The sequence below is a fragment of the Campylobacter canadensis genome (assembly GCF_013177655.1).
Classification (GTDB): domain Bacteria; phylum Campylobacterota; class Campylobacteria; order Campylobacterales; family Campylobacteraceae; genus Campylobacter_E; species Campylobacter_E canadensis.
Genome location: NZ_CP035946.1, coordinates 1,378,183 through 1,403,509, shown reverse-complemented (window position 1 = coordinate 1,403,509; position 25,327 = coordinate 1,378,183). Strand labels below are relative to the sequence as shown.

General features: G+C 25.5%; 26 protein-coding genes. 18 read left to right on the top strand and 8 right to left on the bottom strand.

The annotated features are described in order from the left end of the window. Nucleotides 1-53 precede the first annotated feature (53 nt). From CCANL266_RS06670 to sstT, 3 genes are read right to left on the bottom strand one after another with little or no spacing between them, the layout of a single operon-like run. Nucleotides 54-2,102, bottom strand: coding sequence for an ATP-dependent helicase (locus CCANL266_RS06670; protein WP_172233150.1), 2,049 nt, complete (start codon nucleotides 2,100-2,102; stop codon nucleotides 54-56). Then, nucleotides 2,095-3,795: a M3 family oligoendopeptidase gene (locus CCANL266_RS06665; protein ID WP_172234421.1), complete on the bottom strand. Its 1,701-nt coding sequence runs from the start codon at nucleotides 3,793-3,795 to the stop codon at nucleotides 2,095-2,097. Before CCANL266_RS06665 ends, CCANL266_RS06670 begins: the two co-directional genes overlap by 8 nt. Further along, entirely contained in the window at nucleotides 3,795-5,033 is a 1,239-nt protein-coding gene (sstT, locus tag CCANL266_RS06660) for a serine/threonine transporter SstT (RefSeq protein ID WP_172233147.1), read from the bottom strand. Before sstT ends, CCANL266_RS06665 begins: the two co-directional genes overlap by 1 nt. 96 nt (nucleotides 5,034-5,129) lie before the next feature. Between sstT and metK the strand changes: the two genes are divergently transcribed. The 8 genes from metK to CCANL266_RS06620 all read left to right on the top strand — a co-directional run bounded on the left by metK (nucleotide 5,130) and on the right by CCANL266_RS06620 (nucleotide 15,060). Next, a complete protein-coding gene (metK, locus tag CCANL266_RS06655) occupies nucleotides 5,130-6,329 on the top strand; it encodes a methionine adenosyltransferase (RefSeq protein WP_172233144.1) in 1,200 nt (399 codons plus the stop codon). Beyond that, nucleotides 6,326-7,210 (top strand): lactate/malate family dehydrogenase, encoded by an 885-nt coding sequence (locus tag CCANL266_RS06650; RefSeq protein WP_172233141.1) that lies wholly within the window; start codon nucleotides 6,326-6,328, stop codon nucleotides 7,208-7,210. Before metK ends, CCANL266_RS06650 begins: the two co-directional genes overlap by 4 nt. Before the next feature lie 9 nt (nucleotides 7,211-7,219). After that, nucleotides 7,220-7,873 (top strand): DUF4230 domain-containing protein, encoded by a 654-nt coding sequence (locus CCANL266_RS06645; RefSeq protein ID WP_172233138.1) that lies wholly within the window; start codon nucleotides 7,220-7,222, stop codon nucleotides 7,871-7,873. A gap of 1,433 nt (nucleotides 7,874-9,306) precedes the next feature. After that, nucleotides 9,307-10,398: an ABC transporter substrate-binding protein gene (locus CCANL266_RS06640; RefSeq protein WP_172233135.1), complete on the top strand. Its 1,092-nt coding sequence runs from the start codon at nucleotides 9,307-9,309 to the stop codon at nucleotides 10,396-10,398. 2 nt (nucleotides 10,399-10,400) lie between these two features. After that, the gene (locus tag CCANL266_RS06635) at nucleotides 10,401-11,447 is read left to right on the top strand and encodes a FecCD family ABC transporter permease (protein ID WP_172233132.1); all 1,047 of its coding nucleotides are present in this window, start codon (nucleotides 10,401-10,403) and stop codon (nucleotides 11,445-11,447) included. Continuing rightward, nucleotides 11,434-12,195, top strand: coding sequence for an ABC transporter ATP-binding protein (locus tag CCANL266_RS06630; protein ID WP_172233129.1), 762 nt, complete (start codon nucleotides 11,434-11,436; stop codon nucleotides 12,193-12,195). The genes CCANL266_RS06635 and CCANL266_RS06630 overlap by 14 nt, the downstream gene beginning before the upstream one ends. Beyond that, nucleotides 12,188-12,949 (top strand): ATP-grasp domain-containing protein, encoded by a 762-nt coding sequence (locus CCANL266_RS06625; protein ID WP_172233126.1) that lies wholly within the window; start codon nucleotides 12,188-12,190, stop codon nucleotides 12,947-12,949. The genes CCANL266_RS06630 and CCANL266_RS06625 overlap by 8 nt, the downstream gene beginning before the upstream one ends. A gap of 83 nt (nucleotides 12,950-13,032) precedes the next feature. Then, nucleotides 13,033-15,060 (top strand): autotransporter outer membrane beta-barrel domain-containing protein, encoded by a 2,028-nt coding sequence (locus CCANL266_RS06620; protein ID WP_172233123.1) that lies wholly within the window; start codon nucleotides 13,033-13,035, stop codon nucleotides 15,058-15,060. Nucleotides 15,061-15,103: 43 nt separating this feature from the next. Here CCANL266_RS06620 and CCANL266_RS09610 read toward each other — a convergent pair whose 3' ends face one another. From CCANL266_RS09610 to CCANL266_RS09595, 4 genes are all read right to left on the bottom strand, one after another. Next, complete coding sequence (locus tag CCANL266_RS09610) at nucleotides 15,104-15,256, bottom strand: hypothetical protein (RefSeq protein ID WP_224316109.1); 153 nt, start codon at nucleotides 15,254-15,256, stop codon at nucleotides 15,104-15,106. 126 nt (nucleotides 15,257-15,382) lie between these two features. After that, the gene (locus CCANL266_RS09605; protein WP_224316111.1) at nucleotides 15,383-15,769 is read right to left on the bottom strand and encodes a hypothetical protein; all 387 of its coding nucleotides are present in this window, start codon (nucleotides 15,767-15,769) and stop codon (nucleotides 15,383-15,385) included. After that, entirely contained in the window at nucleotides 15,762-16,022 is a 261-nt protein-coding gene (locus CCANL266_RS09600; protein WP_224323819.1) for a DNA methyltransferase, read from the bottom strand. The genes CCANL266_RS09605 and CCANL266_RS09600 overlap by 8 nt, the downstream gene beginning before the upstream one ends. Nucleotides 16,023-16,027: 5 nt before the next feature. Continuing rightward, nucleotides 16,028-16,192, bottom strand: coding sequence for a hypothetical protein (locus tag CCANL266_RS09595; protein ID WP_224316113.1), 165 nt, complete (start codon nucleotides 16,190-16,192; stop codon nucleotides 16,028-16,030). A 122-nt stretch (nucleotides 16,193-16,314) separates the two neighbouring features. On the opposite strand from CCANL266_RS09595, the gene CCANL266_RS06605 reads away from it, so the two are divergent. The 7 genes from CCANL266_RS06605 (at nucleotide 16,315) to CCANL266_RS06580 (ending at nucleotide 20,231) form a co-directional block, all read left to right on the top strand. After that, nucleotides 16,315-16,632: an NINE protein gene (locus CCANL266_RS06605; protein ID WP_172233120.1), complete on the top strand. Its 318-nt coding sequence runs from the start codon at nucleotides 16,315-16,317 to the stop codon at nucleotides 16,630-16,632. A gap of 10 nt (nucleotides 16,633-16,642) precedes the next feature. After that, a complete protein-coding gene (locus CCANL266_RS06600; RefSeq protein WP_172233117.1) occupies nucleotides 16,643-16,900 on the top strand; it encodes a hypothetical protein in 258 nt (85 codons plus the stop codon). An 82-nt stretch (nucleotides 16,901-16,982) separates the two neighbouring features. Further along, the gene (locus CCANL266_RS06595; protein WP_172233114.1) at nucleotides 16,983-17,174 is read left to right on the top strand and encodes a hypothetical protein; all 192 of its coding nucleotides are present in this window, start codon (nucleotides 16,983-16,985) and stop codon (nucleotides 17,172-17,174) included. A 179-nt stretch (nucleotides 17,175-17,353) separates the two neighbouring features. Then, nucleotides 17,354-18,238: a permease gene (locus tag CCANL266_RS06590; protein WP_224316117.1), complete on the top strand. Its 885-nt coding sequence runs from the start codon at nucleotides 17,354-17,356 to the stop codon at nucleotides 18,236-18,238. Between the two features lie 657 nt (nucleotides 18,239-18,895). After that, nucleotides 18,896-19,018: a hypothetical protein gene (locus CCANL266_RS09690; protein ID WP_263449585.1), complete on the top strand. Its 123-nt coding sequence runs from the start codon at nucleotides 18,896-18,898 to the stop codon at nucleotides 19,016-19,018. 255 nt (nucleotides 19,019-19,273) lie between these two features. Beyond that, nucleotides 19,274-19,582 carry an ArsR/SmtB family transcription factor gene (locus CCANL266_RS06585; RefSeq protein WP_172233111.1) on the top strand — a complete coding sequence of 103 codons (309 nt, stop codon included), beginning with the start codon at nucleotides 19,274-19,276 and terminating at the stop codon, nucleotides 19,580-19,582. 1 nt (nucleotide 19,583) lies between these two features. Further along, entirely contained in the window at nucleotides 19,584-20,231 is a 648-nt protein-coding gene (locus tag CCANL266_RS06580) for a DNA alkylation repair protein (RefSeq protein ID WP_172233108.1), read from the top strand. A gap of 17 nt (nucleotides 20,232-20,248) precedes the next feature. Here CCANL266_RS06580 and CCANL266_RS06575 read toward each other — a convergent pair whose 3' ends face one another. After that, nucleotides 20,249-21,964, bottom strand: coding sequence for a phosphoethanolamine transferase (locus CCANL266_RS06575; RefSeq protein WP_172233105.1), 1,716 nt, complete (start codon nucleotides 21,962-21,964; stop codon nucleotides 20,249-20,251). Nucleotides 21,965-22,134: 170 nt separating this feature from the next. Here CCANL266_RS06575 and CCANL266_RS06570 point away from each other — a divergent pair, with 170 nt between their 5' ends. Genes CCANL266_RS06570 through CCANL266_RS06560 form a run of 3 tightly spaced genes read left to right on the top strand, consistent with a single transcriptional unit; the run spans nucleotide 22,135 to nucleotide 25,327 of the window. Further along, nucleotides 22,135-23,136 carry an extracellular solute-binding protein gene (locus CCANL266_RS06570; RefSeq protein WP_172233102.1) on the top strand — a complete coding sequence of 334 codons (1,002 nt, stop codon included), beginning with the start codon at nucleotides 22,135-22,137 and terminating at the stop codon, nucleotides 23,134-23,136. Continuing rightward, nucleotides 23,133-24,722, top strand: a complete 1,590-nt coding sequence (locus CCANL266_RS06565; RefSeq protein ID WP_224316123.1) for an ABC transporter permease — start codon at nucleotides 23,133-23,135, stop codon at nucleotides 24,720-24,722. The genes CCANL266_RS06570 and CCANL266_RS06565 overlap by 4 nt, the downstream gene beginning before the upstream one ends. Beyond that, nucleotides 24,719-25,327, top strand: coding sequence for an ABC transporter ATP-binding protein (locus CCANL266_RS06560; RefSeq protein ID WP_172233099.1), 609 nt, complete (start codon nucleotides 24,719-24,721; stop codon nucleotides 25,325-25,327). The genes CCANL266_RS06565 and CCANL266_RS06560 overlap by 4 nt, the downstream gene beginning before the upstream one ends.

The following is a 25,327-nucleotide window of genomic DNA, read 5'->3' as shown; positions in this document are numbered from 1 at the left end:
TTTAATTAAATAATTTTTAAATATTAGCCTAAAAAAGATAATTTTTAACTTTTTTAAATATCAGAATAATCTATTTTAATATCATCATACTCGTAAATTTCATCATTTTCTGCTAATTTCAAGAAAGAATTTGAGATATTTTTTAACATACCATCAAAATCTACCAAGCTTTTATCTTCACTGCTTTTAATCACTATTCCATTTTGAAAAATTTTATGAAAAACCCTATCTCCAACATTAAAACTACTATTTTTAGTAATTTTTGCTTTAGTGTTTATTCTCATTTGTTGAATATAAATACTTGGATTGCCTTCATCGTATTGGCAATAAAATTTCTTTTTTGCTCTTGTTATTGCAACATAGGCTAAGCGACGCTCTTCTTCAGAATTATCAGCATAAATAGGTGGCATTTTTGTATTTTCACAATCAATTAAAAATACATAATCAAATTCTAAACCCTTACTCGCATGAATACTCATAAGATTAATTGCACTTTGCTTTTCTTCTATAATTTTTTCTTGTAAAGAAATATTATTTAAAAATTCAATTAGTTTTATTTTGTCATAACTTCTTGAGCATTCTTTGTATAGCATATTAAAAAATGTAGTAATATTTTCAGCTCTATTTACAGGATTATCATACATATTTTCAATTGCAAGATTTTTAATTTTTTGTTGAAAAATAATATTTTGGTCTTGCTCTTTAATATTAAAAATATCAATAAATTCGCTAATGCTATTTGAATTTTTTATTATATTTTGATTTTCTTTAAGTGCTGCAAAAAGTGATATATTATGTTCTTTTGCATATTTTTCTAATAATTCAATTTTTTTATCACCAAAACCTCTTTTAGGGGTGTTAATTATTTTTTTAAATAAAATATCATCATCGTTATTTATTAAAAATCTTAAATAATTAATTACTATTTTAATTTCAGCTTTTTGAAAAAAAGGTAATGTTCCTATAACTTTATAAGCAATTTTTTTATCAATAAGTCTTGGTTCTATATTATTTGATGCATAGTTTGCACGGTACAAAATGCAAATTTCTTCATAATCAACATTGTTTTTTAATAATCTTTTTATTTCATCACATACGGAATTGTAAGTATGCAAAAATTCAATTTCTAAACCTCTGTCATTATCAGTAAAAAGAGTTTTTCCATATCTATTTTTATTATGAGAAATTAGATTGTTTGCTGTATCTAAAATATTTTGTGTGCTTCTATAATTTTGCTCTAATTTAATAATTTTTGCATTTTTAAAATCTTTTTGAAATTCTAAAATATTTTCTACCCTTGCATAACGAAAAGAGTAAATGCTTTGGTCATCATCTCCAACTACAACTATATTTTGATGAGCAACACAAAGCATTTTTAAAAGTTTTAATTGCGCTAAATTAGTATCTTGATACTCATCAACGCAAATATAATTAAACCTTAATGATACTTCTTTTGCTAACTTTGGATTATTTTTTAAAATTAAGTATGGTAAGATGATTAAATCATCAAAATCAATATAATTTCTTATTTTTAGTTCATTTTCATAAAGTAAATAATATTTATGCTCTAAAGAATTTTCATCGTAAATTAATGCACTTTTACATTGCTCAATATAGGCTATGCAGCTTTTTAAGAAGTCATTTATTTTTTGCTTTTCTTCTTTTATATCTTCTTTACTTTTATTTTGCAAAGAAGATTGCATATTTAATTTTACTAAATGTTCTATGATTTCTTTTTTTTGGTTTGGTTCTATTATTTGATAATTTACATCTCTGTAATCTTTTAAATATTCACTATATTCATTTAAAAACCATACTCCAAAACTATGAAAGGTGCTTAAAGTTGGCATCATACCTTCATAATTTTCTTCTTTTAGCATAGATACAGCTCTATTTTGCATAGAAGCTGCAGCCTTATTTGTAAAAGTTAGACTTAAAATACTTTCAGCGCTAATTCCTACTTGTGTAATTAAATACACAATTCTAGAAATCATAGTTTGAGTTTTGCCAGTTCCAGCCCCAGCTAAAATAAGTAAAGCACCATCAATATGCTCAGCTGCCTTTTTTTGCTCTTTATTTAATCTATTTAAAAAATCACTCATCGCAAAATTCATCAACTAATTTTTTAACTTCATTCATACCAAGTTGCCAAAAACTTTCATCATCTAAATTAAGTCCAAACATTGCAACCAAATCACTAGGACTTTTACTTGAACCAAGACTTAAAAATTTTTCATAAATCTGCACAAAATTTTCACACTTATTACTTTTATAAAGTCCAAAAAGTGCTAAGACTAAAAGCTGTGCATAAGAATAAGCATAGCAATAAAACGGAGAATGTATAAAATGCGGAATATAAGAAAACCAATACTTATAATCATCTCTTAACATAACGCTATTTGCAAACATTTTTTTACTTTCTTGCATCCATATTGTTTGAATTTGCTCTAGGCTTAATTCTCCTTCGTGATTATGTAGTGCTATTTCAAAGGTTGTAAAATTAATTTGCCTAAATAAGGTTGCAAAGATATCTTCAATTTTTGAAGCTAGTAAGGCTTGTTTATCTTCTTTATTTAAATCTTTTTTTATACTGTCAAAAAATAGCATTTCAGCAAAAACACTAGCAGTTTCAGCCGTTGTAAGTGGGGTGTCTGAGTAAAAAAATGCTTGATTATCTCCTGCTAATTTTTGATGTATTAAATGCCCAAGTTCGTGCGCTAAAGTAAAAGCATCTCTTCTATTTGAGGTGTGATTTAGCATAACATAAGGTTGAGGTTTAATACCATAAGAAAAAGCACCACCTCTTTTTTGCTTTGCAGGATAAACATCTATTGCTTTATTTTTTAAAGCTTCATCCATTATTAAAGCAAATTTAGGGTTAAATTCGTTAAAACTTTTTCTTACTAATTTACAAGATTTTTCAAAATCCCAATCATTTTTTGAATTAAGATTAAGTGGAGCGTATCTATCATAATCTTTTAATTGTTTTATATTTAAAAGTTTTGCTTTTTTCTTATAAAATTTATGTACTAAATTAAAATTATTTTCACAAGTTTTAATTAAAGAATTTACACTCTCGTCACTAATTTCATTGCTTATATTTCTTGCTTTAAGCGGGTGTTCGTAGCCTTTAATTTCACATTCAGTTTTATGAATATTTTTAATCATATTAAAGGTAAATAAAAGTGGTTTAATATTGTTTTTTAAACCTTTACTAAAAGCATCAGCAGCCTTTTTTCTTATTTTTCTATCAGGGTTGTATAATTTACTTAAAAGCTCTTCTTCGCTTATAGTTTTATTATCAAATTTAAACTCAATATCAGCCAAAAATTCATCAAAAAAACGACTAAAAGCATTAGCGCTATTATTTTGCATTTTCATAAATACACTTTGAGCTTGTTTTTCTAAAAGATATTTTTTATTAATTAGCCAATTGCTAAGCATATAAGAATATTTACTCTTACTTGCTAATTTTTCTGCATTATCAAGACTGCAAAATTCTAATTCAAAAAATACTATTTTTGATGCAAGTTCAGTGCATTTTTCACTTATTTTTTGTAAAAATCCACCGTTTTGATTATTTTGTGCAAATTTTAAATAAGCATAAGCATTTGCAGTGCTTATTTTATTATAAATATCGTCTAATTCATCTAAAGCTTCATCAATATTATTTACATTTTTTAATTTGTTTTCATATTTTACTACAAAGTTATTTATTTGTTTTGAAAGCTCGTTTAGACTGTTGTTTAAATGTGTATCATCTTTATAAATTAATGTTAAATCCCAATTCATTATTAATCCTTTTTAAAATCTAAATTTAATTTTGTATCAGAACAAATTGCTGTAAAAAGTACATCAGTTGAGCTATTAAGCGCAGTTTCTATGCTATCTTGAATAACTCCAATTATAAAACCAATTGCAACTACTTTTAATGAGATTGCATCGCTTATTCCAAATAAAGAACAAGCCAAAGGTACAAGTAAAAGCGAACCACCAGCAACCCCGCTAGCCCCACAAGCTCCAAGTGCTGCTATGAAGCTTAAAATTAATGCTTGAGTAAAACTTATATTAATTCCTAAAGTATGAGCAGTGCTTAGCGCTAAAATAGCTATTGTAACTGCTGCTCCTGCCATATTTATATTTGCTCCGAGCGGAATTGCTATTGAAAAAAGGTCTTTATTTACATTTAACTTTGCGCATAAAGCCATATTTACAGGAATATTTGCAGCTGAACTTCTTGTAAAAAAAGCATATAAAGCTGAATGCCTAATACAAATAAATATTAGTGGATATGGATTTTTTTTAGTTAGTAAAAATACAATTAAAGCATTTAAAACAAAGGCTACAAAAAGCATAGTAAAAACTAAAACAGCAAGTAAATGTAAATAAGATTGCATAGCGTTAATTCCTGCTTCTTTTACACTCTGGCTAACAAGACCAAAAATTCCAAATGGGGCTAATTTTACTATAAATCTAACTATTTGAATAGTACCATCATTTACTTCGCTTATCACTTCTTTTATTGAATTTGAACTATTTTTTAAAGCAAGTCCTAAAGCAATTGACCAAGTTAAAATACCAATATAATTACCAGTTGCTAGTGCATTTATAGGATTATCAATCATTTTAAATAATAAATCAGAAAATACAGCAGCAATACTAGATGGAGCTGCTAGGCTAACTGAATCTTGAGCGTTAATACCACTTAAGGTTGTTGGAAATAAAAATGAAGCTACAACAGCACTAACAGAAGCTAAAAAAGTACCTATTAAATATAAAATAATTACATTTTTAATTCTTTTTGAGCCATCTCCATAAACCCTAGTGCTAATAGCGCATAAAACTAGAACAAAGACTAAAATCGGTGCAACAGCCTTTAGCGCACCAACAAAGATTACTCCAAGCAAAGAAGTATAATTAACTAAGTCTTTTAAAAAAATTCCAACCAAGATACCTAAGATTATTCCTACAAAAATTTGCAGCATTAAATTTGTGCTTTTATAGCGTTTGATAAGACTACTTAATAATGACATTTTAACTCCTAAAAAGCAAAAATATAACAAAATTACCTTACAAAATATTAATTTTTTTAAATACAATTTGAAAAATTAAAAAAAAGGATTTTTATTATGTATTTATTTACAAGCGAAATTGTAAGTGCAGGACACCCTGATAAATGTGCTGATATTATTGCTGATAGCATAGTTGATTTGCATATTAATTACGATAAAAATGCAAGAGTAGCATCAGAAGTTTTTGTTGCTGGAAAAAATGTAATTATTGGTGGAGAAATTAAATCTAATTTAGATGTTAGTTTTAAAGAATACGAAGAATTAGTGAAAAAAACTTTAGCAAAGATTGGTTATAACGGTAAAAATGGTTTTAGCAAAGAACAGTGTTTGCATCCTGATGATATAAAAGTTCAGGTTTTATTAAATAAGCAAAGTAATGATATTAATCAAGGTGTTGATAAAGAAGATGGAGAAATAGGAGCAGGAGACCAAGGGATTATGTTTGGTTTTGCTAGTTGTGAAGCTAGTGAATATATGCCAGCTGCAATTACTTATGCAAGAATAATTTGTAATAAGGTTTATGAATATGCTTTAAATAATCCTAATGAATTTGGTGTTGATATTAAAACTCAAGTTACAATTGATTACGGCACTAAACAAAATTATGAAGAATGCAAAGCGCAAAAAATTCATACCATAGTAGTTTCAGCTCCTAGTGTTGAAAGCCTTAGTTTAGAAGAGGTTAGGGCTAAGATTATGAGTTTAATTAAAGACTGTTCTTTGCCTAAAGAATTGTTTAATGAAAAAGACTGCATTATTTATATTAATCCAACAGGTAGATATGTAAATCACTCAAGTTTGCATGATAGTGGTTTAACTGGTAGAAAATTAATTGTTGATAGTTTTGGTGGGTATTCTCCTATTGGTGGTGGAGCGCAATCAAGTAAAGATTATACTAAGGTTGATAGAAGTGGGCTTTATGCTGCAAGATATATTGCAAAGAACATAGTAGCAGCAAAATTAGCTAAAAAATGTATAGTGCAATTAAGCTACGCTATAGGAATTGCAAAGCCAACTAGTATTAATGTTGATTGTATGGGAACTAATACTAAAATTAGCGATGATGAATTAAGCGATTTTGTTGAAAAACATTTTGCTCTAACACCAAAGTGGATTAAGCAAAAATTTAGCCTTGATGAACCACAAAAAGCTGGTTTTTCATACGCACAAGTAGCTGCACTTGGTCAAGTAGGTGTTAAAACATATCCTTGGGAGCAACTTGATAGTGTTGAATTGTTTGAGAAATTATTAAAATGAAAATAGGCATAATAGGGCTTGGTGCAGTTGGTAGTGCTAGTGCATTTTTGTTAGCTAGTAAGAAGATTGCAAATTCTTTGTTTTTTTATGATGTAAATAAAGATTTAGCTAATGCTCAAAAAATTGACCTTGAAGATGCTATTTTTGATGTAAAAATAAATGTAGTAGATGATGTTAGCGCTATGCTTGAATGCGATTTAATATTATTTGCATTTAGCGCTTTAATTTGTGCAAATAGGGTTGATGAGCTTAGAGCAAATTATGATATTTGCAAAGAAATTTGCCCTAAATTAAGCAATTTTAAAGGTATAATTTTAATAGCAACTAATCCAAATGATAGTATTGTTTTTTATGCGCAAAAGTTAAGCAAATTAAATCCTAAAAAGATTTTTGGAACAGGAACAAGTCTTGATACTCAAAGACTAAGAGCAATTCTTTCTTTAAAACTTAATATAAGTGCTAATAATATCAATGCTTATATGCTTGCAGAGCACGGAGATACAATGTTTTTTGCACAAAGTATAAGCACTATTTTAAATAAGAATATAAAAGATTTTTTTATAGATAATAATTTAGAATATGATTATTTAGCTATTGAAAAAGAAGTAATTACTCGTGGTGCTGATATTTTTAAAGTAAAAAATAAAACAGAATACGGTATATCTAGTACGATATTACGTATAATATCTTGTATAAAAAATGATGAAAAAAAGATTTTTCCATTAAGTGTTGTAGAAGAAAATCTAGCCTATTCATACACTTATTTGCTAGGCAAAGATGGTATAGATAGAAAAATTAGCTTAAATTTAAATGAAGATGATTTAATAAAATTAGCTAAATCAAAATCATATATTTTAAAGGTTATCAATAGCATTAATTAAGGAGTTGGTTTGGAAAGTATTTTACTTATTTTAATCTTAGTTATTTTAGTAATTATAAGTATAAAATTATTTTTTGCAAAGACAAAAACAGAAGAAAAAACAAAAATAGTAAACGATATTTATCAAATGAAATCCATTGGTGAATTAAGTGTTTTTCAAGTTTTTAGTAAGGAAATTGTTACTAAAAAAGATAGTACTTTTAACGGAGTTTGGGAAAGTATTTTAGGCTGGTCGCTTAGCAAAAGGCAAATTGCTTTAATTTTTGAATTTGAAATTAGTTTTTTATATGATTTAAGAGATAAGAATTTTAAAATAATTGAGCTAGATGATGGGCATTATAAGATAATTATGCCAGAGTGTAAATATAAACATAGCATAATAGATATGCAATTTTATGATGAAAAAAATGCAAAATTATTACCTTTTTTGCTTCCTGATTTAATTAATAATACAGGCTTTTCTTTTAGTGAAGAACAAAAAAATAAATTAATTAAAGAAGCAAAAGAAGAGGTAAAAGAGCTATCCTTAACACTAATTAAAAACCTAGAAAGTAAAATTCACAAAAGTGCAGAAGATACATTAATGGCTATTGCTAAGGGTTTTGGAGCAAAAAGTATAGAATTTGAATTTAAAGATAATAATACTAATTTAAATGTTAATTAATTTGCATTTAATAATTCTAAATAAGCATATGTTTATTTTTATCAAAGCTTAAGCAAGAAAGCTTTTTGAATAAATTGTTTAGTGGCTTTTTAGCCACTAAAATAACTTTTAAATATTAATACTTAAAAAAATAAGTATTTTTATAACAATTTTTTAACAATACAATAATTTATTTTTAATTTAATTTAGAAATTAGTTTATAAATTAAAAGCATTTTTTATTAGTTTTAGCTGGGTGTGGATAGTTTATATTTAAGTAATTTTAAGCATATTTTATAAAAATTATTAAAGTATAATTTTGCTAGAAAATATTGTATTTAGAAATTTTATTTTCTTATTTTTATGTATAAAAATAATTATTATTAAATAAAAGCTAGATTATTGATTATTAAAGTTTATGTATTGTTAGTTTTAGTAATATTTATTTATAATTTTGCACTTTATTTTTAAATTGTGCATACGCTAAATTAGCTATATTAACATACGAAATTTTAATAAGCGTTCAAAAGATTTAAAAGCTAAGTATTTAAATAAATATTATAGGTGTTTTTAAGCAATGTAGTAAATTTTAGCTTTAACTCATCGTATATTAGCGCAAAAACCACTATTAAAGAATAAGTAAATTTAAAATATGCTAATTATAAGAATTATATGAGCTATAAAATTTTTTGAAGTCAAGTTTATACTTACTTTGCAGTGATTATTTAATGGCATTTTATAAAACAAATAAATGCAAGTTATTATTAAACAGCAATGTTTTAAAGAAAATAAAGTAAAAAGTAATTATTTTTAATTATAGTTTATTTTTAAATTTTAAGAGCGTTTTATATATTCTTTCATCTAAATATTTATTTAATAACTATTGTTTATGATTTATAAAGCATATTTTTAAAAAATATTCTAATAATTTTATAATTAGATTTAAAAAATAATTTAGAGTAAATACAAAAGGTGCTGATTTTTATAAAAACTAAAGTTATATTATGTTTATATAAGTTTTTTATTTATTTTATATTTTTACTTAAAATATTATAACTTTATAAAAAAGCTCTTTAATTAGATAAAATTTTAATTTTATGTAAAATTAAAAATAAAAACATATATATGTTATTTTTACAATCATTAATTATATTGCTAAATCTATATTAATAAAAGTTTTTGTAATTAAAAGAAGTAAAAATAAAAATAACTTTAAGCAATTAAATTATAAAATCTAAAAAGCAAGAAAAATTAATTTTTATAATATATTAAATATTTATACATAAAAAATTTAAAATAAAGCAAAATAATCATTATTTTTATTTAAAAATATCTATAAAAAATAATATAAAACTAACAAAAATAAAAAATTATAAAACTAATAATTATTCTTATAATTATTTACTAAAAATAATTATAATTGTTATTACTTTAAAATTCAAATAAGGGGAAAAAATGCGTAATTTTATTATAGCTTTATGTTGTATTTTTAGTATAAATTTATTTGCTAAAAGTATTGAAGTAACAGATGTTTTAGATAGAAAGGTAACATTAAATTTACCTGCTAAAAGAATTGTTTTAGGTTTTTATTATACTGATTATTTAGCAGTTGGTGGGGTAAAAAGCCTTGATAATGTTGTAGGTTTTTCTAAAGAAGTATGGACAGATTGGACACCAACAAGCTGGGATTTATATTTAAAAGCTTTGCCACAACTTGATAAATTAGCTGATGTTGGAGAGGTCGAACTTAGTACATTTTCTGTTGAAAAGGTTTTATCATTAAAGCCTGATTTGCTTATTTTAGCAGCTTGGCAGTATGAAATAATAAAAGATGAATTAGATGTAATAACAAAGGCTAAAATTCCTATAGTTGTATTAGATTATAATAGAGAAAGCGTGCAAAGACATGTAAAAAGTACTGAACTTTTAGGTCTTATTACAGGCGAAGAAAAAAGAGCAAAAGAATTAATTAATTTTTATGTAAGTACGGTTGAGAATGTAGAAAAACGCATTAAGGCTGCAAATGTTAAAAAACCTAAAATTTATATAGAATTTGGTAATGTTGGACCACAAGAGCAAGGAAACACCTTCGGTAAAGATATGTGGGGTTCTTTAATTGATTTAGCGCAAGGAGATAATATTGCTTTACCTTATGTTGAAAAATGGTTACCTATTTCTAATGAACAAGTTATCACTAGTAATCCTGATGTTATCATAATTGCAGGTAGAGAAACTGAACTAAAGAAAAACAAAGATGCAATGGTTATGGGTATTGGAATTGACAAAGACGAGGCAAATAAAAGATTAAAAGCATATTTAAATAGAGATGGATATAAGTTTATAAATGCTGTGAAAAATAATAGAGTTTATGGTATTTATCAAGGTGCAAGCAGAACTTTAGCTGATGCTGCTATGGTAGAATTTATAGCTAAGGCGTTATATCCTGATTTATTTAGAGATATTGACCCTGTTAAAACCTATATTGACTTTCACAAAAAATATCTACCTGTAGTTCCTACTGGAACATTTGCCTTTCAAGTATATTGAAAATGAATAAGTATTTATTAGATTATAAAGCAGTGCAAAAGAAAAAAGCACTGCTATTGTTGTTTTTTTGTATTCTATGTTTTATTTCATTTTTGTGTGATATAGCTACAGGACCATCAATGATAAGTCCAATTAGCGTAGCAAAGGCTTTGTTTCAGCCTATTTTTTCATCAATAGAAGTTGATGAACTTGATTATATCATCACTCATTCATTAAGATTGCCACAGGCTATTATGGCTTTGGTTGTTGGTGCTAGTTTGGGTTTGGGTGGAGCTTTAATACAAACTATTTTAAACAATCCAATGGCAAGTCCATACACATTAGGATTAGCTGCTGCAGCTGGTTTTGGCGCATCACTTGTTATTGCTTTTGGAGTAGCTGGAATTTCTATTTATTTTGCAGTTCCAATAGGTGCTTTTGTTATGACAATGCTTTGCTCATCTGTTTTATTTTTATTTGCAAAATCAAGGCGTTTTGATAGTTCAATGCTAGTTTTAGTAGGAATTTCTTTATTGTTTTTATTTCAATCACTGTTATCCTTAGTGCAATATTTAAGCTCTCCTGAAGTATCTCAACAAATTTTATTTTGGTTATTTGGTTCTTTAAATAAGAGTAAATGGTATAATGTAATTATAGTATTTGTTATAACTTTTATTTGCTTTATATTTTTATTAAAGGATAGTTGGAGATTAAGTGCCTTTAGGTTAGGAGAACAAAGAGCACAAGCCTTAGGGGTAAATTTAAGTGCATTAAGATTTAGGGTGCTTTTAATAATTTCTATTATGAGCGCAACGGCTATTTCTTTTGTTGGTGTTATTGGTTTTATTGGCTTGGTTGCGCCGCATATCGCAAGAATGATTGTTGGAGAAGACCAAAGATTTTTTATGTTAGCTTCTTTATTAACAGGGGCTTTATTTTTATCGCTTTCTTCAGTAATATCAAAAATTTTAATTCCAGGTGCTTTATTTCCAATCGGAATAGTTACTTCTTTTATTGGAGTTCCTTTTTTCTTTTTTATTGTTTATAGGAAAAAAAATGCTTTTAATTGAAAATTTATCTGTAAAAAGAGGTAGTAAACAAATTATAAATAATGTTAGTTTAAGTTTAGAAAAAGGTAAGATTTATGCCTTAATTGGCGCAAACGGTGCAGGTAAAAGTACAATTTTAGAAGCAATTTATCAAAATATAAATTCAAGTGCAAAAATTACATTAAATAATACTTTGCATACTGATAAAAATTATAAGGATAAAATTGCTTTTATGGTACAACAAAGTTTAAACGATGTTAGCTTTAGTGCTATTGAAGTTGTGCTTTTAGCTAAATTAAAAGATTTAGGTATAGTTTTAAAGGATAGCGATTTGGAGTTTGCTTTAAAAATTATGAGAGATTTAAACATAGAACATTTAGCAAATATGCAAATAAATATGCTAAGTGGTGGGCAAAAACAAATGATAGCCTTTGCTCAAGTTTTAGCAAAAGAACCAGAGTTATTAATGCTTGATGAGCCTGTTAGTGCGCTTGATTTGCATTTTCAGTCTTTGTTGCTTAGTGAGCTAAAAAAACAAGTAAAATCAAAGAATTTAATTAGCATTGTAATTTTACATGATTTAAATTTAGCAACGTTATTTTGCGATGAATTAATAGTTTTACACGATAAAAGTATAATAGCTCAAGGCAATGCAAAAGACATATTAAATAAAGAATTATTAAAAAAGATTTATAAAATTGATGCAAGAATAATTTATGATGAAGATGATACAGCTTTTATTCAAGTTTTAAGGCCTTGTAATGATTAGTATTTTAGTTAGCAATGAATATAAAGATGGTTCAATATCGCTTAATTTATTAAAAAAACATTTAGAAAAATTAAATATTAAAAGCACTTATGTAGTTTGGGATAAGCAAGAAATAAAGAGTAAATATGCTTTAATGTTAGGGGTTTGGGATTATTCTTTAAAATATGATTATTTCTTAGAATTTTTAAATGAATGTGATGAAAAAAAGATAACATTAATTAATGATTCAAACATCGTTAGAAAAAATTCAAAAAAAGATTATTTATTAAATATTAGCAATGCAGTACCTAGCAAGATAACAGACACTTATGAAATAAGCAAGGGGCAAATTATAAAACCATTAGTAGGGCAGAGTGGTTTTGCGGTACATAAAGATAAAGAAAAAATTAATATTAATGATTATAAAAATAAAGCTTTAATCCAACCTTTTATCAAGCATGATAGCGAGTTGTGTTTATTTTTTATTCAAAATGAGTTTTTTTATGCTAAACAAAGAGTTAAAAATAACGATTTCAGAGCCAATGCAAATTATGGCGTTGTTATAAAAGATTATAAACCAGATAGTGAGCTTATTAATATTGCAAAAAAGGCGCTAAGTGAGTTTAGCACGCAGTGTTTTTATGCTAGGGTAGATATATTTTTATCAAAACTTTATTATGTAAATGAGATTGAATGCATTGAACCTGCTATGTATTTTGATGAATTTTATGCACAGATATTTGCTAAAAAACTAAAAGAATTAATATTAACTTAATGTTATTTTTATAATAAATTAAGTAACTTTTTTTTATTTATAACAAGTTAAAATATACTTTGAAATTTTAAAAGGAGTTTAATTTGAAAAAATATTTTCTTTCATCATTGTGTGCTATTGCACTTTGTAATGCAAATGTTTTTGCTAGTGAAAACATACAGAATTTAAAAGATTTTCTTACACAAAAACAAGAATTACAAAAGCAAATTAGTGATTTATCAAGTAAAAAATTAAATATCGTAGAAAATTATGAAAAAGCAAATTTATTTTATAAAAATGCTATTAAAAATAAACAAAATATAAATAATGAGTATGAAAAGTTACAACATAATATTTCTTCTTTAGAATATAAATTAAAAGAACTTAATAGTAAAAATCAAAATTTTGATATGACAATTAAGGCTTTAACTAAAAAAAATCAAGACTTACAAAATACAATAAAAGCTAACGAATCTTCAATATCAGCATTTACAAAAGCAAAAGATGAAAATTTAAAGGCATATGAAAATGCCAAAAAAGAATATGAAACAGCAGTAAGAGAGCTTGAACCTTATTATAAGCAAAAAAATGATTGTATAGATAAATATAACAATATTTTAAATGAACTTGATAAAAATTTAGAAGATGTTAAAAAAACTGAATTAACTAAGCAAAAAGATGAATTGCAAAAGCAAATAAAAGAGCTTAATATTCAATATCAATTAAAGCGTGAAGATATTAAAACTAAAGAAAAGATACAAGATGAAGCTTTGCAATTTTATCAAAATGGAATTAGTGCTATAAATAAATTAATGGATGAAAATAAGAGCTTTGAAAATGACATTAGTGCTAATAAAAAAAATATTGATGATGCAGAATTTTGGAAAAAAATTTTACAAGAGCAACTAACATCAACCGACGCAAATAACGAAAAGCTTAAAAAAGAACTACAAGCAAAAGAACTAGAATTAAAAGACGCTCAAAGCAAGATAGAACAAGCAAAATCAGAATTAGATAACAAAAGCCAAAACATAGACGCACTAAACAAAGAAATTGAAAAAAGAAAAGATGAAATCGCAACTATCTTAGATAAAATAAAAAACGAAACCAAAGAAGGCTTAGCTAAAAAAGAAGAAATTAAGAACTCTTTAGGAGAATTTTATAACGACAATTCAAAAGCTGCAACAGAGCTAATTACATTAGTAGCAAGCTCAAGCAATCTTAGCGAAGAAGATAAAGCTCAGGCAAAAAACCTAGCTAACAAAATAGCAACAGAAAGCTTACAAGCAAAAATAGATGATATTAGTAAAAACGCTACAAGCTCAATTAATGTGCAACTTAATAATATGAATAAGCGTTTAGGTGAAGTTAGAGCAATGGGCGCTCAAACTGGTGTATGGCTAAGAACTTATGGAGGTAGATACAGCGGAAATAACAATCATTTTAATTATTACTCAACCCAAATTGGTATAGATAAAAAAAACGATTTATCAAACGCAGAACTTTTAAGCGGAGCATTAATTGGCTTTGATAAGATTAATTCACTTACTGATACAAAGGCTTATAGCATAGGAGCTTATTTTAGCTATATTAACAATGATGGATATTTTGCTGATACGGTATTAAAATACTTAAACACATCTTATTCACAAAAAGAACATAGTTTTAAAAAGCAAAATTCTTTCTTGCTTTCTATGGAAGCTGGATATAGATTTGATATTTTTACAAGCTCTTACATTGAGCCTAGTTTAGAATTTATTACAGGCTATGTTGGCAAATATGAAGATAAGTATAAAGGCACAATAATAAGTGTTAATAAATATGTACCATTTGTTGTAAAACCACAAGTTTATTATGGACTTAATTTAGATAGCTTTATTTTTAGAGCAGGGCTTGGAGCGGTTGTTAATTTGCATAATAACAAGGCTAATTTACATATTGGAGATTTAATTGCAGGAATTAGTGCTAATTCAAGCATAAAACTTTCAAAAAACAATCACGGCTTTGCAAGTATTCAAACAGCTTATAGCTTTAATGAAAACTTAAGATTAAACCTAGGTCTTGAAAGAAGCTTTGGCACATCATTTAAACAAGATTACGAACTAAACGCTACATTACGCTACACATTTTAATTTATAAACCTATGTTATTTTTTAGCATAGGTTTTTTGTTTTTTCAGATTTTACTTTTTATTATTTTCTTAATTTCTTTAATTTTTATTAGTTCGTCTATAAAATATTCTAAATTTTCTTTAGCATCTTTTTTGCGAATGTTTAATATTTCATCATAGTTTATACTTAAAATTTCACATAGTTCTTTACCTGTCATTATATTTTCTAAATCAAAAACACCTTTAAATCCTAATTTGATTTTTCTTTGTCGTTTGGATTAAAACTGCAAATATAATATTTGGTTACAAAAGGAATTTTAACCCCAAAAAGCATAGAAAATTTTTCAAGATTTTTCTTTAGCTGATTTTTTAGTATCAAAAGCATCACCATCTTTTAATTCTATAATTTTGCAAACCCTATTTTCTTGTACTATAAAAATCATCATATCAGGTTCTATTTTTTTGCTATATTTTTTAGATTTTTTAAAAGTTTTTTTTAAACACAAATATGTTCCATTATTAATTTTATTTTCTGTAGCGTTTTGTATAAATTCATCTATATCTTTAATGCACTTGCTTCTAGCTATAAGCATTCTTTCAAGCTTGCTTTCATTGGAAATAATAGTGCTTTGCACCCTTGATAATAGCCTTCCTAATTCTTCATTACCTATAACTCTTGTATATCCTGAGTTACTATTAATTCTACCTTTAGCATTAATAATTTTACTCATCCACTTCTTTATAAATTAAATCACATCCTAAAAAATTTCTATTACACTCAAAACACGCTTTCATTACCGAAAAGCTCCCTGCTGCTGGGTCTAAAACTATATCGTTTTCATTAGTTGTAGCTAAAATTAGTTGTTTTTGTAATTCTAATGGTTTTTCATGTGTATGTATTTTTTTTGCTAGTTTTTCATCCCAAACATCAGGAATATTATGTAAAGCCCAAGTACTTTTAGCTTTTTTAGGATATTTTTGAATTATTATTAAATATTCACTTTTGTGCCTTGTTTTATCCCCATACCTATTTTTTGTTTATTCCAAGTAATAAAATCTATTATATACATTTTATCGCTAAACCAAGTGTTTAAACCTTCAGCTAGTTGAAATTTATCTACCCATAAAAATAAATATCCGCTATTAACCAACACTCTTTTTGTTCCTTGATAAAATTACTTATGGTTTTTTCATCCATTTGTGGTAATAACGAACGCATTTTGCCACGATTTTTACCTTCGTTACCATAATTCATTTTATCTAAAATACCTCTATATTGCGGGTCAAAAAAAGCAATTTTTATAGAGTTATTGTTAACTTTTTAAGAAGTTTTAATCCATTTAAAAACCCGATAGTAGCTGTTATTTTAGGCTTTTTCTTTGGTGGTTTTGGTGTGGATAGATTTTATCAAGGTAGCTATTTTCTTGGCTTTTTAAAATTAGCTCTTTTAATTATTGGATTTGTTACGGCTTTTATTTTTATAGGTGTTTTTATTTTATGGGGACTTGGTATTTATGTATTAATAGATTTATTTTTTGTATATAAAGCAGTGCAAAGAGATAACTATCATAAAATATTATTAGTTTTAGAATAAGGAGTAAAAAATGATTGAGTTCATGATTAGCGATAATGCTAAAGAATTAATAAAAAATGAAGATAAATTAAGAGAAAAATTAGCTGATTGTTTTGGTGAGCTAGAGAATGCAGTAATTATTAATGAATTATGCGAGGCTGCAAAATATTATACAAATGATGCTAAATCAAACATTGCAAGATATTCGTTTAGATTTAGTGATTTTTGTTTTCCTGCATTATTATTTAGTTGTTTTATACACTTAGGTCAATGTGCTTTAAAGCCGTAATATTTTTTGCAATATTTAATTTGATTATGCTATAAGTTATTTTATTATATCAATAATTGCTGCGGCTACTTATAGATTTTATTTGCTAAAAGAATTTTTTACAAAATATGAATTAATGCCTGTATCTAAGTTAAGAGCTAGAAAAATTGTAAATATTTTAATAGCAATAGGGGTAGTTATAGTAGTTGCTGTGATTTTAAAATTAATTTTTATTTTCTTAGTTGGTGTTGCAGTAACTTCTGCTATACATTCTTTTGGATATAGAAGCTTATAAAACTTTTTAGAATTTATTTGCTTACGCAGATAAATTCTATTTTTATGTATTTTAACTCATTAGTATTTTTGATAATTTAGTTTAGAAATAGTATTTATAAAAAAATTAATACTTTTTTACATATCAAGATAACTTGATATTTACAAAATATCTATACTATTACGAAAAAAGGAAATATTATGAATGAAATATCTTTTAATTTATTAGCTACATTTTATGAATTTATATTTTTAATGTGTGAAATAACAGTACTATTTTTACTTATTAATAGCGTGATGACTTATGTAAATAATAGTTTTAATATAAATAAATATTTAAGCAATAATCTTACTTCATATTTTAAAGCAATATTCATAGGAGCCTTAACTCCTTTTTGTTCTTGCTCAACTATACCTCTTTTTAATTCACTTTTAAAAAATGGTATAAATCATGGGATAAGCTTTGCATATTTGCTTACATCACCACTTATAAATCCTATGATATTTACAATGCTTTTAGCTGCTTTTGGCTTAAAAATAACTATATTTTATGTTACATTTATTGTTATTTTTGTTTTTATTGTTTCATTTGTATTATCTTTTTTAGCTGCAGATTTATTAATTAAAGATGATTTTTTATTAATAAAACAAGAAAGTAAATGCAAGTGCAAAGCAAAATTAAAATTTAAAGAGTGTTTTTATAAAGCCTTGTTATCTTATAAAAAGATATTTAAATATATATTTTTTGGAATGCTTATTGGGGCATTTTTTCATAATTTTATTCCACAAGATTTATTATCAAATAATTTAGCAAATCTTGGAATTTATGGAATATTCCTTGCAAGTTTGTTTGGAATTTTGCTTTATGTTAGAACGGATTTTGTTATTCCGCTTGGAATTAGTCTTATGAACGCAGGTTTTCCTTTAGGAGTGGTTTTTAGCTTTTTGATTGCTGGTGGTGGATGTTCTTTACCAGAACTTATACTTTTAAAATCAATGTTTAAAACTCGTATGATGATTATATTTATACTTAGCGTTCTTGCTATGGCAAATATTTTTGGAATTTTACTTTATTTTTTTTATTAAGTAATTTTACTTTTTATTTACATATAGAACTTTTTAAAGGCTATTAAATATTTAAAAAGTAAATTTAAATATATAAAGAAAAATCAAAGCTAATTGATAATCTTGCTGATATTGATTATTTGATAACTATTGGGTGTAGTATAAAATATTTTAATTTAAAGCATAATATTGTAAGATATGTTTTAAATCCTAAGCCAAGTGCTTATATTGAAAAAGAATTTATTAAAACAATTTATAAATAAAAATTAATAAATTTTAAAAATATAGATGAAAAAATAATATTAATTTTTAAAAAAAACTTAAACTTTGATTGATTATATGTATGATAATTGGCGTTTTATTGGCTATATTTGCCTAATTTTGATAATTATTTAAAATTATTTTCATAGGCAAAAATAACTTGTGTAATATTAATTTTACTTTTGATAATGGTTATTTTTTAAAATTGATTTTATAAATCTTATACATAGTTTTAAAATCCAAAAATTTATATTAACTTGCTTTGCGAATTAGCTTTTTAAGGCATTTTTGATACACTTAGTAGCAATTTTGTTTTTAAGTATATTTATAATTTTAAAAATTATTATGAATTTTTAGCTGCAGTAGTGTTGCTTGAGCTTACACTTTGCGTTGCTATGGTTAAGCTAAGCTGTGCTAATGCTAACAATTTTATGCGTATTTTTATTGCTTTTTATAAGCATTTTTATTAGTTTTGATAGATTTACAATGCTTGTATTTTTACTAATTATGATAACTATTTTTAAGGAAAAAATATCATAAATAATTATATTTTAATAGTTTTAATTATTTAAACCTTTATTATTTTTAGTAGGATTTTATTTATCGCTAAAATAAAAACTACATTTTAATGCAGCTTTAACAAGCATTTTAATATCTCTTTTAAATTTCTTTAAATTTACTTTGGAGTTAGCATTACTTTGTTTTGGCTTGGCTCTTTTGCTAGCTTAGTTTGTATTGTTAATATTAATTTTGGCAAAATTGTTAATATTAATAAAAATCATTTTAAGGAATGTTATGAAAGAATTATTAAATTACACAGCAGCGATTAATGATGAAGTAAGATTACAGTTATTAGCATTTTTGCACTTGCATAAAAAACTTTGTGTTTGTGAGCTTTGCGAAAGTTTTAATATGATTCAATCAAGAATTTCAAGACATTTAAAAATACTAAAAAATGCAAATTTACTTATTTCTACGAGAAATAAGGCTTATATTTATTATGAAATTAATTACGAAAATAAACACATAAATGTATTTTTAAGTTTAATAAATGATTTTGATTTAAAATTACCAAAGCTAAAAAAAATTGAGTGTAAGGATTAATATGAAAAAAGAATTAAGTAAATTTATTGATTTAAAATATAAAGATTTTCATAAAAAACTTGTTTTTACTAAATATGAGTTTTTAGGAGTACGCTCGCAGCATTTAAAAGATTATGCAAAAAAGTTACAAAAAGATAATAAATTTGATGAATTTTTTAATAATTTCTTAAAAAATGATAAATTCTATGAATATTTGCAAATTATCGCTTATGGTATTAATTTAGAAAAAGATTTTAACAAAGCTTTAAAATATTGTGATTATTATCTTGATTATGTTGATAATTGGGCAAATTGTGATAGCTTAGCACCACAAAGCTTTAAGAAAAATGATATTTTATCTTGGGCTAGCAAAGAGCTTAAAAGTAACAAAACTTACCGTATAAGATTTGCAATTTTATGTTTTATGAGATTTATAAATATTGATGATGGTTTAAAACTAGTTTTTAGTGTAACAAGTGATGAATATTATGTAAATATGGCAAAAGCTTGGTATTTTCAAGTAATGTTTGCAAAAGATTATGAAAAAACTTTTGCTTTTTTAAAAGAAAATAAACTTGAAGAAAAATGCTTAAAGCTTTGTATGCAAAAGTGTCGTGATAGTTTAAGAATTTCTAAAGAAAACAAAGAAAGGCTAAGATTGTTAAAATAGCTTAAAGTATTTTTAAGCTATTTTAAAAACTTATCATAATCTACATTATGAAACAATCTTTTTCTTTTGTCGTTGTAATTTTCATTTATTATGCTTCTTTTTTCATCACATTCATAATAATTTAATCCTGCTAAATCACATAAAGTATGTATTAAATCATCACTCATATAAGCTTTATTTACTGCATTTTGAATTTTTACTAATAAGTTGTTATGTTTTTGTTTAAAAGTGTCGCTAAATATAAAAATAAAAGGAATTTCTGCATTTGTTTTATCAATTATAGAATGCCCTAAAACACTTTTAGTTTTATCATCATATAAACTTTCTGCGTGGTCGCTAAGATATAAAATAAGGCTATCATCTTTAGCAAATCTTTCATAAATACTATTTATTATGTAGTCATTATATAAAATGCTATTGTAATAAGAAGCAATCTTTTTACGCTTTTTTTCATCTAAATTACTTTTAATATCGGCTGCTTTATATTTTTTAAAATTATTTTCATACCTATAATCATATATAAAATGTGAGCCCATAAGATGGATTATTATAAAATTCTTTTCTTTTAATTTTATATTATTTATATATTCAAAAAGAACAGAATCAGGTCTAAAATTCATATATCTTATACTATTTTTACCCTGATTGCTAAAATATACATTCAAAGCATTGCTACCAATGCTAGCAGCAGCATTTCCCCACATACCAAAACCTTCTTGATTGCTAATAAAAAATGTTTCATATGAAGCTAATTTAAAAAGTCCTATAACATCAAAATAGCTATGCCAAGGGTGTTTTTCATCTGTATTTTCATAATTTGAGAAATTTAAAATCGTTTGCATAACAGGATTTGTAGAAGAATAAGGCGCAATAACATCCAAAAATGCTATTAAATTGCCATTTTTTTGTAATTTAGAAAGATATGGATTTGTTAAATACCCCCCCCCATAAAGGCTCATTTTATTTTTATTTAAGGATTCTCCTAAGATTAAAATAATATTTTTTATGTTATTTTTTGCGCTTATTTTTTCTTTGCTTAAATACATATTTTTATATTCATTTACTAAGGCTTTGTAATCTACAAAGGCGCTTTCTTTATAGTATAAAAACGCACATAGTATTCTTGTAATATTAAAGCTTTCAAGCCTTACAAAACTATAAGAAAGAAGTTGGGTTTTGTGATACTTTTTAATCATATCAAGCACGGTTACAAGGCTTAGTAAAATTAAAATTGAGCAAAGTATTTTATTGATTTTTTTAGCTACTTGTAGTTTTATTTTTATCTTTAATAGTACTAGTTGTATTATTAAAAATAAGGCAGCACAAAGCACAAAAGATAAAGAAAAATAATTTTTTATAAATTCTAAACTTTCACTTGAATTTGTTCTAAATAGCGAGTCTAAAATAAATTGATTAAGAAAAGAATTAAAATGTGATATTAAAAAATAATCAATAATAAAACAACAATAATTAAGTATAAAAAGTATAAAAATTACTTTTTTATAATGGTTTTTACTTAAATATGCCAAATATACAAAGATAAAAGATAACAAAGCAGCAACGAAAAAATTTTTAAAATATTTTAGTAAGTCAGAAATAAATAAAGCTCTAGCACTAATATTATGGTGTTCTAAAAATAATTCATAACTATTTAAAAATACATTACTTAAAAATAAAATTAGAAAAAAGCCTAAATTATTAACAAAAAATGTAGAAAAATTACCTTGCTTCATTAAATTCCTTTTAGATTTTTAGAAAAATAAATATATGTTGCTTTATTTAAAGAGCTATTTAATATTAAATTAATTAATATTTATTAAATAAAAATAATTTTTATGATGATGATAATAATTACTATTTTATAATAAAATAGATTTTTTTATTTTTAATTTAAGGAGATATATTGAAAAAGCTTGTTTTAACTTTAATGGCAAGTTCAATGCTTTTAGCGCAAGGTGTTGTAAATGTTTATACTTCAAGACATTATGATTCAGATAAGATTGTATTTGATGCATTTACAGCTAAAACAGGGATAAAAGTAAATTTAGTTCAAGATAAAATTGACCCACTTTTAAACAAATTAGAACAAGAAGGAAAAGATACAAGTGCAGACCTTTTTATGACAGTTGGAGCAGGGGATTTATACAAGGCTAAGACAAAAGGGCTTTTACAAGCTTATTCATCAAAAGTTGTAGATGAAATTGTCCCACAAAAATTCAAAGACAAAGACAAAACTTGGGCTGCAATCACTTATAGAGCTAGGGTTTTTGTATATGACCCAAAACAAATTGATGCAAAAGAGCTTAGTACTTATGAAGATTTAGCTAATGCTAAGTTTAAAGGCAAGGTTTTAACACGCTCATCAACATCATCATATAATCGCCATCTAATAGCCTTTATGATTACAAAAGATGGAGTAGAAAAAACTCAAAATTGGGCAAATAAACTTGTAGCAAATTTTGCAAGAGACCCAAAGGGTAATGATAGAGACCAAGCAAAGGCGATTGTGGCTGGAAATGGTGCTATTGCTATTATGAATAGTTATTATTTAGGTAGAATGTCGGTTTCAAAAGACCCAATTGAGCAAGAAGTATTTAAAAAATTAAAGATATTTTTTCCAAATCAAAACGATGGCGGAACTCATATAAATATCAGTGGTGCAGGTATTACAAAATATGCTAAAAACATAAAAGAAGCAACTGCTTTGATGGAATTTTTGCTAAGTAAAGAAGCACAAAATATTCTAGCTCAAACAAATTATGAATTTCCTGTAAATTCTAAAGCAAGTCCTGCTGAGGTTGTAAAATCTTGGGGCGAGTTTAAAGCAAGTGAAATTGATTTTAATGATATTGCAAAAAACCTTGAACAAGCTCAGGTAATAGCAGATAAGGCGTTGTGGAAGTGAGAAAATTAAGCGATATTCTTGCTTATTTTTTATTATTTTTAATACTCATTCCTATTTTTTATGTAATGTTTTTCATAACACAGCCAATAAAAGATAACACGGCTGTGTTATTTGATAGTTATTTAGTAGAGTATTTTAAAAATACAGGAATAATATTATTTTTTACCTTGTTGTTTTCTACTATTATTGCTATATTTTTAGCGTATTTTGAAAGTTTTTATGAGTATAGATTTAGAAATTTTTTTCGCTTTGTTTTAGTGCTACCTTTTGCTATTCCTAGCTATTTATTTGCTTATATTTATGCTGATTTTTTCTCTTATTTTTCTTGGTTTAATATATTTTTAAGAGAGCAATTTAATTTAAGAATTCATTTTGATATTATGAATATTTATGGTGCTATTTTTGTATTTAGCCTTGCTTTTTTTCCTTATGTTTATATTTTACTTAGGGGTTTTTTAGCTAAATTTTCAGCAAATATTATAAACAGTGCAAAGAGCCTTGGTAAAAGCGATACAGCAATATTTTTTCAAATTATTTTACCGCTAAGTCGCCCAGCCATTGTTGCAGGAGCAAGTCTTTGCGCTATGGAAACACTTAATGCTTATGGAGCGCCAAACTACTATGGCTTACATGTCTTTAGCACAGGGATTTATAAGGCTTGGATTGCTTATAATGATTTAAATGCGGCTATTAAACTTGCTGTTATTTTACTTTTTGTTGTGTTTTTTATTTTACTTGTTGAAAAAATATTTAGAAGACCTTATGAAATAAGCTCAAAAACTTATCCGATAAAAAGAAAAAAACTTAGTAAAATAGCTAGTTTTATAATTATTGTGTTATTTTCGTTCATATTTTTTTTTAGTTTTTTATTACCTGTTATTCATATTTTAATTTGGTTTAAGAGAAGTTTTTTAGATGTTAATTACTCTGCTTTATTTATTTTAAGCAAAAACACCTTCTTTTTAAGCTTAAGCTCAAGCTTAATAATTTTAATTATTGCTACATTTTTAGCTTTTAATCAACGCTTTAAGAAGGGTAGGGCTAAGATAATTATTAGCTCTTTATCAAATATGGGTTATAGCATTCCTGGTTCTGTTATTGCTATTTGTATGCTTGCTTTATTTATTTGTATTGATAGAATTAATGAGCCAATTTATAATTTTTTTGGTATTAATAATGCTTTATTTTTAACGCTTAGCCCAGTGCTTTTAATATTTGCTTATGTTGTTAGATTTTTAGCTCTTGGCTTTAATGGGCTTGATGCTGCTTTTAATAAACTGCCAAGCTCAATTACATACGCAAGGTTAAGTCTAGGAAAAAACCCATTTAGCAGTTTTTTTAAAATAGAATTTATTTTAGTTCTTCCTAGTTTAATAAGTTCTTTTATATTAATTTTTATTGAAATTTTAAAAGAATTACCACTTGCAAGTTTGCTAGCAACAAGTAATTTTAAAACTTTATCTTTTGAAATGGATAGATACGCAAGCGATGAGCAACTTGCAATGCTTAGCGCTCCTGCACTTGTGCTTGTGCTAACTTGCTTTATATTGCTAGTAATTTTTAATTTAATTAAGGAAAGAAAATGAGTTATTTTGAATTTAAAAATCTAAGCTTTGCTTATGAAAAAGCACTTTTTAATAATCTTAGTTTTAGCCTTGAAAAATCAGAAAAATTGTGTATTTTAGGACAAAGTGGAAGCGGCAAAAGTACTATTTTAAAACTAATTGCAGGTTTTGAAGAAATACAAGAAGGAGAAATATTTTTAGATGGTATAAATATTACTAAAATACCTGCACATAAAAGAAATATAGGATTTTTATTTCAAGATTACGCACTTTTTCCACATTTAAAGGCGATAGAAAATGTAACTTTTGCTATCAAAGAAGCTAACAAAAAACAAATAGCAATGGATATTTTAACTTCTCTTGAAATTAGCAATCTTGCAAATGCTTATCCAAAAACTTTAAGTGGTGGTCAGCAACAAAGATTAGCTCTTGCAAGATGTATTGCACAAAAGCCAAAATTATTGCTTTTAGATGAGCCTTTTTGTGCTTTAGATGCAAATCTTCGCTCATCAATTAGAACCTTTGTACTTGATTATTTAAACAAACTTAACATAGCTTGTATAATGGTAACACACGATTTAGCTGATGTTAAAGCGTTTAATTCTAAACTTTTAAAACTTGATTAA

Excerpts from the sequence above, each read along its gene's own strand:
- CCANL266_RS06670 (WP_172233150.1), bottom strand. The coding sequence starts at position 2,102 with ATGAGTGATTTTTTAAATAGATTAAATAAAGAGCAAAAAAAGGCAGCT.
- sstT (WP_172233147.1), bottom strand. The coding sequence starts at position 5,033 with ATGTCATTATTAAGTAGTCTTATCAAACGCTATAAAAGCACAAATTTA.
- metK (WP_172233144.1), top strand. The coding sequence starts at position 5,130 with ATGTATTTATTTACAAGCGAAATTGTAAGTGCAGGACACCCTGATAAA.
- CCANL266_RS06650 (WP_172233141.1), top strand. The coding sequence starts at position 6,326 with ATGAAAATAGGCATAATAGGGCTTGGTGCAGTTGGTAGTGCTAGTGCA.
- CCANL266_RS06640 (WP_172233135.1), top strand. The coding sequence starts at position 9,307 with ATGCGTAATTTTATTATAGCTTTATGTTGTATTTTTAGTATAAATTTA.
- CCANL266_RS06635 (WP_172233132.1), top strand. The coding sequence starts at position 10,401 with ATGAATAAGTATTTATTAGATTATAAAGCAGTGCAAAAGAAAAAAGCA.
- CCANL266_RS06630 (WP_172233129.1), top strand. The coding sequence starts at position 11,434 with ATGCTTTTAATTGAAAATTTATCTGTAAAAAGAGGTAGTAAACAAATT.
- CCANL266_RS06625 (WP_172233126.1), top strand. The coding sequence starts at position 12,188 with ATGATTAGTATTTTAGTTAGCAATGAATATAAAGATGGTTCAATATCG.
- CCANL266_RS09610 (WP_224316109.1), bottom strand. The coding sequence starts at position 15,256 with ATGACAGGTAAAGAACTATGTGAAATTTTAAGTATAAACTATGATGAA.
- CCANL266_RS09605 (WP_224316111.1), bottom strand. The coding sequence starts at position 15,769 with ATGAGTAAAATTATTAATGCTAAAGGTAGAATTAATAGTAACTCAGGA.
- CCANL266_RS06600 (WP_172233117.1), top strand. The coding sequence starts at position 16,643 with ATGATTGAGTTCATGATTAGCGATAATGCTAAAGAATTAATAAAAAAT.
- CCANL266_RS06590 (WP_224316117.1), top strand. The coding sequence starts at position 17,354 with ATGAATGAAATATCTTTTAATTTATTAGCTACATTTTATGAATTTATA.
- CCANL266_RS09690 (WP_263449585.1), top strand. The coding sequence starts at position 18,896 with ATGCTAACAATTTTATGCGTATTTTTATTGCTTTTTATAAGCATTTTT.
- CCANL266_RS06585 (WP_172233111.1), top strand. The coding sequence starts at position 19,274 with ATGAAAGAATTATTAAATTACACAGCAGCGATTAATGATGAAGTAAGA.
- CCANL266_RS06580 (WP_172233108.1), top strand. The coding sequence starts at position 19,584 with ATGAAAAAAGAATTAAGTAAATTTATTGATTTAAAATATAAAGATTTT.
- CCANL266_RS06575 (WP_172233105.1), bottom strand. The coding sequence starts at position 21,964 with ATGAAGCAAGGTAATTTTTCTACATTTTTTGTTAATAATTTAGGCTTT.
- CCANL266_RS06560 (WP_172233099.1), top strand. The coding sequence starts at position 24,719 with ATGAGTTATTTTGAATTTAAAAATCTAAGCTTTGCTTATGAAAAAGCA.